The organism is Lactiplantibacillus sp. 7.2.4, assembly GCF_018991185.1.
Lineage (GTDB): Bacteria > Bacillota > Bacilli > Lactobacillales > Lactobacillaceae > Lactiplantibacillus > Lactiplantibacillus pentosus.
Window position 1 is genome coordinate 43,538 of sequence record NZ_JAGYGS010000019.1, and the last position, 11,960, is coordinate 55,497.

Genomic DNA, 11,960 nt, shown 5'->3' on the forward strand with positions numbered 1-11,960 from the left:
AGTAGACGGATTAAAATCTCAAGTGAACGCTTTTCAATAAATCCTGGATGGCGTTCGCTCAAAGTAAGTATTAATCAATATTTAGGTAGAAGATGGTGGTGATGGTGTGGCACAAAAACAGTTAATTAAGACCCCCTGGCTGATTGCCGGGCAGTTCATGAATAACATCGGTATGAGCTTTATTTGGCCGTTAACAACGATTTACATGCATAACGTCTTAGGAAAGTCGTTAACGGAGACGGGTGTGGTCTTAATGCTTAATTCGGTCGCCAACGTGTTAGCAAGCACCATCGGCGGATGAATCTTTGACCGCGGCAATCCGTACCACTTATTATTAATGGGAATTGGCCTGAACGGACTCGCTAACTTTGCGCTGATTTTCTTTCATGGTTGGCCGTGGTATCCGTTACTGTTGGTAGTGACCGGATTTGCCAGCGGTTGGCTGAATACGATGTTTAACGCGTTGGCGGCCAGTGTGCCCCGCGACAAAGTTCGGCGAACCTTCACGTTAATGTACTTAGCCGCCAATCTTGGCGTGGTGTTCGGTACGATGCTGGTGGGAATCGTTTACAGCATGGGCATGCAGCTATTGTTCTCACTGACGACCAGTTTATTCGTGATTTTCTTGATTATTGCGTTGTTTGAATACAACGTGGATTCATCGAATGTCACGGGCGTTGATCCGCGGCAGGGTCAAAATGTCCAATTGCCCCGTGCTAATTTCCATATCACCTTCTTTATTAGTTTATTTATTATTTGGTTGCTATATGAACAATGGGTCAGCAATCTCTCGGTCTACATGACCAACCTGGGGATGCCACTGCGCAACTACAGCTTTTTGTGGACGATCAACGCGGGCTTGCTGGTGCTGATTCAAAGTATCTTGAGCTTGTTAGGTGACCGGATCAAGAACCTCTATTATCAATTCTTCTTTGGCATGTTATTTGTCGGGCTATCGTTTTTATCGTTAGTGATTGCTCACGACTACCCGCACTTTATCTTTGCGATGGTCCTCTTAACGATTGGCGAGGCTACTTGGTCGCCGGCAATGCCAACGCTAGTCAGCCAGTTGTCGCCAATCAGTGCCAAGGGCCGCTACCAAGGATTAGTCCAGGCCTTTTGTGCGCTGGGACGCTCACTTGGACCGCTGTTCGGTGGGGTGATCATTGACAACTGGTCGTATAAAGCGCTGTTTCTCCTGGCGTTCGTGGTCCTACTAATCGTGTTAGCAGTCAATGTTGGGGTGGTCCATCTGAATCACCCACGCGCGGTTAATTATATGAAAACAGATTTAAAAACCAATGTTTCACGTGAAACAAAATAATCAGAAAAGATGGTGTCGTTATGAAAGTGATGCGAAAATTGCACATCAAACGCGTCGTAATCAAGGTTGGGACGAGTACGTTGGTCTATCCTGATGGGTCGATCAATTTACGTGCAATCGATCAATTAGCCTTTGTGATTAGTGCAATGCGGCATCGGGGACGCGAGGTCGTACTCGTCTCCTCGGGGGCCATTGGTGTCGGTTTGAATTATATGGGCTTAAAGCAACGGCCCAAAGCGATTCCAGAACAACAGGCAATTGCAGCAATCGGTCAAACTGAATTGATTTCGATTTATAAAGAACGGTTTGCCATTTATGAGCAAAAAATTGGCCAGTTACTATTAACGCGCGATATTTTTGTTTATCCCAAGAGTCATCACAATGTGTTGAATACCTTTGAAGCGTTGCTCAAACAAAACGTGGTGCCAATTGTGAATGAAAATGATACGGTCGCCGTGGATGAATTGGACCATGAGACTAAGTTCGGTGATAACGACCAACTTTCGGCCATCGTGGCGACCAATATTGGCGCGGATCTACTGATTATGCTATCCGATATCGATGGCTTTTATGATGGGAATCCGAATGCTGATGCGCAAGCACAGTTACTGGCCCATATCGAGAAGGTCGACCAGCATACTTACGAACTCGCTGGTGGTAGTGGCAGTCGTTTCGGTACTGGTGGGATGGTCACGAAGCTCAAAGCCGCAGAACGGATGATCGACGCGCACGGCCAGATGATTTTGGCGAATGGTGCGGACCCTAGCGTGATTTTTCAAATTTTGGCAGGTGAACCCGTCGGCACGCTCTTTGGTTAGACAAGAATAGGAGGACAAATCGCATGGAAGACTTAGCACAATTAGGGCAGCGCGCACAGCAGGCCAGCTATTCGCTGGGATTACTGTCCACGATGCAAAAGAATCAAGTATTGTTAGCGATGGCAACGGCCTTAACGACCCAGCAGGATGAAATTCTAGCAGCCAATGCGAAGGATTTAGAAAACCCGCAAGTTCCTGAAAAATTCGTGGACCGACTCAGACTGACTGCTGACCGGATCGAAGCGATGGCTACTGGTCTCAAACAAGTGGTCGCTTTACCCGATCCAATCGGCAATGTCGACCGCGCTTGGCGCAATGAAGCCGGGCTGATGATCGCTAAGGAACGGGTGCCACTCGGAGTTATCGGAATGATTTTTGAAGCACGCCCGAACGTGACGGTTGACGCCTCCGCGCTCTGTTTTAAGACGGGCAACGCCGTCATTTTACGGGGTGGCAAGGAAGCAATTCACTCTAACCAAGCGTTAGTTCAAGTCCTCCGCGGCGCCTTACGTGCTAACGATGTGGATGAAAACGCGATCCAATTAATTACGGATACCTCGCACGCCACGGCCGAGAAGTTCATGCAACTGACGGACTACGTGGATGTCTTGATTCCGCGGGGCAGTGCACGTTTGATTCAGACGGTCCTCGCCAAAGCCACGGTGCCCGTCATTGAAACGGGTGCTGGCAATTGCCACGTTTACGTTGATAAGGATGCGCAGTTGCAAATGGCCACAGACATTGTCATTAACGGCAAGGTTCAGCGGCCGTCCGTCTGCAACGCCACCGAAAAACTCTTGATCCATCAAGACGTTGCGGCAGCGTACTTACCAAGCATGATTCAAGCGTTACGTGACCAGGGTGTCGAAGTCCGTGGTGACCAAGCGACCCAAGCAATCGTACCGGACGTCGTACCAGCGACGGATGCTGACTGGGGTACTGAATACAATGATTTGATCATTGCGGTGAAAGTCGTGGATTCAGAAGCAGCGGCCATTGCACACATCAACCGCTACAATACGCAACATTCGGAAGCCATTGTGACGGATAACTACCAAGCAGGTAAGATCTTCCAGCAACGGGTCAATGCGGCTTGAGTCTACATCAACGCTTCAACTCGGTTTACCGATGGCTTTGAATTTGGCTTCGGGGCTGAAATCGGCATTTCAACGCAGAAGTTACATGCCCGTGGACCAATGGGCTTAGCCGAACTCACCTCATATAAATATGTGATTGACGGTAATGGTCAAGTTCGCCATTAAGCGGATGTTAACTTAAGCCAATATAAGTGCCACAGTGCACAGTTATTCCTGATGGATGACTGTGTGCTGTGGCACTTTTTTAGTATATTAGTACTTTGGTAACTCAGTACTTTAATGTCTTAGTACTTCAGTATTTTAGTACTAAAGATGATCAAAAAATGCCAAATATTTGTTTTGCTGTTCGTCAGCCGATGTGCGCCCTAGTCCGACTTCCGGGGCCGGCTGACAATTGCTGGAACGTAAGCCGACATCGATTTGAACTCACGCAGAAAATCACTGCGCAATTTCAAATACGAGTCTTATTCTAAGTCGGAAGCAGCCCACTTCCGACTAAGAATAATTTGGCTACTGAGCATTGTCAGCCAGCCTCTACAGTCGGGAAGCCGCTCGAATGGCTGATGAACGTCCACCTATCTGGGCACAACTGACCACTGAATATTAGTCATTTATCTTAATGATACCAATTTCAATGGCACCTAGTCTTGAACTTAGTCGACAAAATTACCTTCGTTTAGAATTCAAGATTTTGTTATCTCAGACGACTAGAGTAATTTCTGATAAGTTCAGTGAACTGCTTGTCTGACAGCATTAAATCATGGCAAAGGAATCTTAGCTATTTCTAAAAAACAGACTGACAGATGAATATCAAAGTCATTATGTAACAAGGAACCAACGACTAATTCAACAAAAAGTTGAGTCCACACATGTCTGCCTTTCGAATACCATCCCGGCTGGAAGGTATTCTGGGCAAGGCCAAGTGGTGAAATTCCACTTAGCAAGCGCTTTTGGCTTGGTTAGTGGAAGACCAGTATTTAAGACGTGGGTTGTCGGCTTAAATCTGTGTCCACCACGTCACGGCCATTGCCCAGAATGCCTGGAAGCCGCCTTAGGACGATACTACAACAGCAAGTTTACGCTAGCTCGCACTGTTTCCAGCGGGTCTCAGCTGACTACTTTTGAACTTGAAAACTGCACGCTTTAGTCATAGTCAATTATCTAGCACAGCACCACTTCTCATTTACCCTGCTGACAAAGCTAATTTTAGCTCGTCAGCAATATTGTCGAAACGTGTTCGGGTCAGACTGGGCCTTCCGGTTAGCTACGCTAGAACGCCAAGCGGAAATTCACCGCTTAACGCTCTAGCTAGGCCAATCCTCAGTCCCAACCCGTCTGAACCTCACACTCTGAAACCCTTAATCAGCGACAGTTACACGTGCCTATGAAAACTTTTAGTTGACAGATGTAAACTCCGGCACTAATCTTATCTTAACTAGTTTTTAATTATTTGGGAGGAATCACGATGACTAACTTAGGATCACAAAACGGTCAATTAGTTGTGAAGACCAGCAGTATGCGGCTCACGACGGATAATGGCGGCTTACCGTTGATGTGTTGTTGTTGCCAAGCAATTGACAGTCGGCAATAACACAGGATTACTAGGTGAGGGGTTATGAGTGATGAAAATTAAATTATGGGTCAGCGGTGTCAGTATTGAGTTACTAGGGTTAGTCTTAGCAGGGTGTGGCAGTCAGAAGTCTAGTCAGCAGAAGACTCTGAACGTCACTGCCAGCCAAGCGATGGCAACGGCCGACCCGGATAAAGCTGATGATATCGTCAGCCAGGCCGCCATTGCACAGTTCATGGAAGGGCTATACACCACCAACCAAAAGGGTAAAGTGGTACCCGCGATTGCCAAGAAGGTCGTCAAACCAACTAATGATGGGAAGACGTACACCTTCAATCTGCGGCACAATGCGAAGTGGTCGAATGGTAAAGAAGTCACGGCGGCCGACTTCGTTTATTCTTTACAACGTCAAGTTGATCCGAATACGAAGTCCCAAGAAGTTGGGCACGTGGCTGAAATCAAGAATGCTACGGCCATCACGGCGGGTAAAAAAGCTGTTAAGACGTTAGGCGTTAACGCGCTGGGCAAGTACAAGTTGCAAATCACGCTGAAACAACGGGTGCCGTACTTCAATTACCGGCTGGCCACGGAAATTTATCCGTTGAATAAGACCTTTACGGAAAAATATGGCAATAAGTACGGCACTTCAGCCACGAAGACCTTGTCGAATGGCCCATACGTCCTCAAGGGCTGGACGGGAACTAATGACACGTGGAAATACGTGAAGAACCCGTACTACTATGGGCATAAACAGGTTAAAATCAAGAACGTCAAGGTTCAGACGGTCAAGAATAATAGTACCGCTGAAAACTTGTTCCAAAGCGATCAGGTTCAAGTGACCCAGATTACCGGGACTCAAGTCTCCGAGGCAGAACGCGGGTCGCTTAAGAGTCAGTTGAAGATTACGAAGCTGAACCAGCTCTACTTCATGCTCTGGAATCAGAAACGGTCTGCGCTACAGAACACGGATTTACGGCGGGCAGTTAGCTACGCGCTCAACCGGCAATCACTGGTCAAGAACATTCTGAAAGATGGTTCCGTTGCGGCGACGTCGTTAGTCCCATCAGGTAATACGACGAATCCAACGACCGGCAAGGACTTCAATACGGATACGGGGAATTTGTATCCATACAGTCCCGCGAAGGCCAAGCAATACTGGAAGAAAGCCCAGGCTAGTCTTGGTAACCAGAAGTTGACGCTGCAATTATTAACGAATGACAATGATATTAATAAGTCTGTCGCTGAATATATTCAAGCGGCCATCCAGAAGAATCTCAAAGGGGTGACCGTCAACGTGAAGTCAGTCCCACTGACCAACGAAATTTCAACGCTCAGCAAGGGTGACTTTGACTTTGCGACCTTGTCCTGGTCCAGTGACTTCCAAGACCCGATTGATTTCTTGAACAAGGCGTCAATGACCAACTCCGTTAACTTCGGGAAGTTCAACAACGCCAAGTACGAGAAGCTGATTTCAACGATCACCGCTGATAAGCAGTCCACCAAGGCGCGTTACCAGACGATGCAACAAGCTGCTAAGTTAGTTGCTCAAGAACAAGGGGTAACCCCAATCTATCAAACGTCGGCCGCACACCTGATCAGTAAAAAAGTCGGCGGCGTACACTTCACCCTGTTGCGGGATACGCTTTATCGGTACGCTTATTGGAAATAGTACTTTATGTGGGGCAAACACTACTTTAAGAAGTTTTAGAAGCTTCAAATCAGAAGCTTCTGAAGTGCCAACTCTCAACCACAACGCCATTCAGGTCTACGCGCCTGAATGGCGTTTTTAGGTCCAACCACCGCCAGGAATATTAATAATTTGATAGAAATGTAATTGAATAAATCAACTAAGCCGAAAAAACCACGTTTTTTCGGCTTTTTTTGATCAATTGTGAGACTAGACAAGTTAACGTTAGTCACCACGGGCTTCACTGCGAATAGTTGTCATGACTCAGTTTGCAGAGAATTGACGACCAACCAATAATAATCCTTATATTTTCGGCGTTTGTACCGGTTGAAGGGGTTATGTAAGGCCACCTTATCAAGGATAGGCAAACGACAATCAACTACTTATAATAAGATTAATTTTATGGAACTGCTCAGTTAATCACATAGGGGGTGTGAGGTGTTGGTCAAACAAGTTACTGAAATAAACGATGCAAGTTACTGAAATAAACGATGCAAGTTACTTATTTAATACCGGCACGGGTTTTAACAGTCAGGATTACCTCGGGTGCCACTTAGCAGCGACAGGTCGCGCGGTCTTTCGCGTCTGGGCGCCACATGCAAAAGCGGTCGCCGTTGTCGGCGATTTTAACGATTGGCAGCCGAATCGCCTGAAGTTATTAGGGGCGACCGGTATTTGGCAGGGACAACTCGCGGGCGTCCATTCGGGGGACTTATACAAGTTTCAAATTACGACCGCCACTGGTCAGGTGACCCTCAAAATTGATCCGTTTGCCCAACAGTTTGAACGTAAACCCGGCGATGCGAGCGTCGTCGTCGAACCCGTCTCAATGGTGTGGCACGACAGTTTATGGCTCGCACGGCGGAAAAAATCACACGCGGTCAACCGACCAATCAATATTTATGAAGTCCACTTAGGCTCGTGGCGCCGGCACGCGGATGATAGTTATGAGACCTATGCTGAGTTGGCGACGGAATTGATTCCCTACGTCAAACAATTGGGGTATACGCACATTGAACTGATGCCCGTGATGGAACATTTATTAGATGCTTCGTGGGGCTATCAGCAGCTCGGTTACTTTGCCCCGACGAGTCGGTTTGGCAGTCGCGATGACTTCCTGAATTTTGTCGACCAGTGCCATCAAGCTAACATTGGCGTGTTAGTCGACTGGGTGCCCGGCCACTTCATCCGCAATTACGATGCTCTGTATCAGTACGACGGGACGCCGACCTTTGAATATGCGGATGCGAAACGAGCGGATAATCGGCGCTGGGGGGCTTGGAACTTTGATCTTGGTAAGACGCAGGTCCAAAGCTTTTTGATTTCAAGTGCGCTGTTCTGGCTCGATCAGTGCCACCTCGATGGGCTTCGTGTTGACGCCGTTTCGAACATGCTGTACCTCGACTATGACGAAGGACGTGAGGGCCAGGTCAACCAGTATGGTGATAATCGCAATCTCGAAGGTATCGCCTTTCTGCAAAAGCTCAATACGACGATTCTAGCGCGTCATCCAGACGTTTTGATGATTGCCGAAGAATCATCCGCTTACCCCCAAGTTACCGGGGCGGTCGCTGACGGTGGGCTGGGGTTTAACTATAAGTGGAATATGGGCTGGATGCACGATACGCTCGACTTCTTCATGATGGATCCGCTCTATCGCCACGACCACTTTAACCTGCTGACCTTTGCCTTTGTTTACATGTTCGATGAGCACTTCATTTTGCCGTTTTCTCACGATGAAGTCGTGCATGGCAAAAAGTCGTTAATGCATAAAATGCCGGGCGATCGCTACAATCAGTTCGCCAATCTACGCACGATGCTGACGTACATGCTGGCATTTCCAGGCAAGCAGCTGAATTTTATGGGGGCCGAATGGGGCCAGTTCCTGGAATGGCGGGATTGGAGTGCCTTGGAATGGGTCGACTTGAAGGACAAGTTAAATAAGCGGATGCAGCACTTTACCGCGACCTTGAACCAAGTTTATCGGCAAAATCGGCCGCTATGGGAACTCGACCATGCGCCTGAAGGGATTATTTATACCCATACCGATGATCCAGAAAGCTCGACGATGAGTTTTATTCGCCAAGCCAAACGCAAGTACAGCTTTGTCGTAGCGGCCTTTAACTTTGTGCCCGTCGAACGGCGAGAATACCGCATCGGCGTCCCATATCGGGGTCATTACGAACTGTTACTCAATACAGAAGACCAAGCCTTTGGCGGCACGTGGACCAAGCTCGAAACGGACTTTACGGCCGACGCGATTCCGTATCGCGGCCAACCAGCCAGCTTTACAGTAACGTTACCCGCGATGGGCGCGCTGTTAATTCGACCAGTCAAAATAATGCGAGGGGGAGTTAAGCATGCAAGATGACATGTTAGGAATCATTTTAGCGGGCGGTCAAGGGACCCGTCTAGGTAAGTTAACGAAGGATACGGCCAAACCAGCCGTGCCGTTTGGTGGCCGTTATCGGATCATTGATTTTACACTCAGTAACTGTGCGAACTCCGGCGTGAACACGGTCGGCGTCATTACGCAGTATCAACCCTTAGAGTTGAATGCGCACATCGGCAGTGGCGCTAGTTGGGGCTTTGACAGCTTGAATGGTGGCGTGACTGTTCTGCAGCCGTATTCGTCAAGTGAAGGCGAGAAGTTCTTCCAAGGAACCGCGCACGCCATTTATCAAAATATCGAATATATCGACCAACAGGACCCGAAGTATTTGCTCGTCCTGTCTGGCGACCATATTTATAAAATGGATTATGACGCGATGTTGAAATATCATCAGGAGAAGAAAGCGTCGCTGACGGTCGGCGTGATTCCGGTGTCTAAGGAAGAAGCGAAGCGCTTCGGCATGATGAATACGGATGCCACTGATCGGATCATCGAATTTGAAGAAAAACCCGAACATCCCAAGAGCGACAAAGCCTCGATGGGCATCTACATTTTCAACTGGCCGACGCTTCGGGACTACCTCGTCAAGAGTTATGCGACCGATAAATCGTTGGAAGATTTCGGGAAAAACGTCATCCCATCTTACCTGGCCAATAATGAATCCGTTTACGCATACGCGTTTAAGGGTTATTGGCGCGATGTCGGGACCATCAAGAGTCTGTGGAAAGCCAACATGGAGTTCTTGTCGCCACACAATCGGTTGAATATTGGCGACCGCTACTGGCGCATCTATTCTAAGGCGGAAGTCTTGCCACCGATGTTTTTGACTGAGACGAGTCAGGTCAATAACGCGATGGTCGTCGATAGTTGTTACGTCGCGGGTGAGATCGACCATTCGATCTTATCGCAACGGGTCTCCGTTGGGATGGGCAGTCGCATCGTCGACAGTATGGTCATGCCGGGCGCAACGATTGGCAAAAACGTGGTGATCGACCACGCACTAATTGGGGAAGATGCAGTGATTGGTGATGATGCCCAAATCATCGGAACGGATGATGAGATTGCAGTCGTTGGGTATCACGAAACGATGGGGGTGGAACAGCCATGAGACGTGAACAAGTTAGTGCCATTATCAACCTACTAGAACCAAGTGATGAGTTACAGCCATTAACGGCCGTGCGACCCGTCGGCATGCTACCATTTGGCGGGCGGTACCGCTTAGTCGATTTTCAACTTTCAAGCGTGATTAATGCCGGTATTCAAAATGTGATGGTGACGGTGCCCCGTTCTGGTCGCTCCGTTACTGACCATCTCAGAAGCGGCCGTGATTGGAGCCTGAACACGATTCGCGGGGGACTGTTCCTATCGCCCTATAACGATTTGAAGCTAGTCGCCCCGGAGAAGAAAGCGGCGCTGTTGCATCACTACTACGATAATTCGATTCAGTTCCTCAAATGCAGTCAGAGCGAGTACTCGGTCGTCATGAGTACTCGCAACGTCGGTAACATTGATTTGAAGGCGCTATTACGCTACCACGAGGAACGCAATAGTCCCGTAACGGCCGTTTATAAACGAGTCGACCCAGCCAGTCTGATTCCTGAAAACACCATTTTACAATTGACTGCCAAGGGTGAAGCAGCGGCGGTAGTGCCAATGAGTAAGGCGAAAATCGGGCCGCGGACTAAAAAAGTGGCCAAAAGTATGGCGATTTATCTGATGAGTACCGTCGACTTGATTGAACTATTACAGTCTGCAAACCAGCGCGGCGACATGATCAGTTTGGAAGAATTGATGCGCCAAGCCGTGATTCAGCACAATGCGAACGCCTTTGAATACACTGGATTTGAAGCCAATATTCATGATATAAAGAGTTATTTCGCCGCCAACATGGCCGTGCTGGATGAAGCCAACTTCCGGGCGCTGTTCTACAGTTCACGGCGCATCTATACCAAGGTCAAAAACGAGATTCCAACGTTCTTTGCGACGGGCTCGCTGTGTCGTGACAGCCTCTGCGGAACGGGTGGTTACATCGAGGGACAAATCACGCATTTTGTCATTTTCAGAGATGTTCTGGTCAATCGCGATACCCAAGTCAAGAATGCCATCATCATGCAAGGCGCTCGTATCGGAGCCGGCTGTAAGCTCGAAAATGTCATTATTGATAAGGATGCCGTGATTGGGCCTAACCTGGTACTCAAAGGCACGCCAACGGCACTGTTAATTATCAGCAAGGGCCAGCGCGTCTTCCAGCAAGCGGAGGTGGCGGTCAATGACTAGGGTGTTATTTGCAGCGGCAGAATCAGCGCCCTTTTATAAAACGGGGGGACTGGGTGACGTCAGCATGGCTCTGCCGCGTGCGTTACAAGCAGAAGGCGTCGAGACGCGGGTCGTGATTCCCTACTATCCCCGGCGGATGCCAGCTGAGTATCAGCAGCAGCTAAAACCGGTGACGCACTTTACCGTTCAGGTGGGCGCCCACGCGATGTATTGTGGCGTTAAGACGCTGACGGTGGCGCACGTTCAATATTATTTAATTGATAATTTAGACTACTTTGGCCGCGACGGCCTATACGGTTACTGGGATGACGGCGAACGCTTCGCCTTTTTCCAGATGGCGATTTGTGAAATGATGGAACGCATCGATTACATTCCAGACATTTTGCAACTCAACGACTGGCACACCGCGTTTATCCCGGTCTTACTTGCCGAGAAGTACTACTGGATCGAAGCCTATCGCGATATCAAGACGCTGCTGACGATTCACAATTTACAATTTCAGGGCATTTATGACCCAATCATCTTAGATAGCCTCTTTCACATCGGGACCGAGACGTATACCGAGTCGGGGGTCGCCTTCTATGACCGAGTGAACTGGCTAAAGGGTGGCATTAACTTTGCGGATGCCGTCAACACCGTCTCACCGACCTACGCGCAGGAGATTCAGACACCGGCGTTTGGTGAGCACCTGGACGGGGTCTTGCGGGCCAATCGGCATAAGCTGAGTGGCATCTTGAAGTGCGCCCGGCATGGGTGATAACTAGGCGGTGCAAGTCCGCTGTGGGCCGTAGTAGT

At 48.7% G+C, this 11,960-nt stretch carries 6 protein-coding genes and 3 pseudogenes; all 9 read left to right on the plus strand.

Annotated elements, in window-relative coordinates; genetic code table 11:
* Nucleotides 1-106: 106 nt before the first annotated feature.
* A pseudogene (locus KGF70_RS08075) lies at nt 107-1,324 on the plus strand (MDR family MFS transporter).
* 20 nt (nt 1,325-1,344) lie between these two features.
* Nucleotides 1,345-2,142 (plus strand): glutamate 5-kinase, encoded by a 798-nt coding sequence (proB, locus tag KGF70_RS08080; RefSeq protein ID WP_216768312.1) that lies wholly within the window; start codon nt 1,345-1,347, stop codon nt 2,140-2,142.
* Nucleotides 2,143-2,165: 23 nt separating this feature from the next.
* Nucleotides 2,166-3,404: pseudogene (locus KGF70_RS08085) on the plus strand (glutamate-5-semialdehyde dehydrogenase).
* 1,300 nt (nt 3,405-4,704) lie between these two features.
* Nucleotides 4,705-4,830 carry a hypothetical protein gene (locus KGF70_RS17590; RefSeq protein WP_260197975.1) on the plus strand — a complete coding sequence of 42 codons (126 nt, stop codon included), beginning with the start codon at nt 4,705-4,707 and terminating at the stop codon, nt 4,828-4,830.
* 31 nt (nt 4,831-4,861) lie between these two features.
* Nucleotides 4,862-6,478, plus strand: a complete 1,617-nt coding sequence (locus KGF70_RS08090; RefSeq protein ID WP_216768311.1) for a peptide ABC transporter substrate-binding protein — start codon at nt 4,862-4,864, stop codon at nt 6,476-6,478.
* 487 nt (nt 6,479-6,965) lie between these two features.
* Nucleotides 6,966-8,867, plus strand: coding sequence for a 1,4-alpha-glucan branching protein GlgB (gene glgB, locus KGF70_RS08095; RefSeq protein ID WP_216768310.1), 1,902 nt, complete (start codon nt 6,966-6,968; stop codon nt 8,865-8,867).
* Entirely contained in the window at nt 8,857-9,996 is a 1,140-nt protein-coding gene (locus tag KGF70_RS08100; protein ID WP_003637282.1) for a glucose-1-phosphate adenylyltransferase, read from the plus strand. Before glgB ends, KGF70_RS08100 begins: the two co-directional genes overlap by 11 nt.
* On the plus strand, nt 9,993-11,165 hold the full coding sequence (gene glgD / locus KGF70_RS08105) for a glucose-1-phosphate adenylyltransferase subunit GlgD (protein WP_216786431.1): 1,173 nt from the start codon (nt 9,993-9,995) through the stop codon (nt 11,163-11,165). Before KGF70_RS08100 ends, glgD begins: the two co-directional genes overlap by 4 nt.
* Nucleotides 11,158-11,901, plus strand: a pseudogene (locus KGF70_RS08110) (glycogen synthase); the annotation flags it as partial. The gene glgD and the pseudogene KGF70_RS08110, both read left to right, overlap by 8 nt.
* Nucleotides 11,902-11,960: the final 59 nt, after the last annotated feature.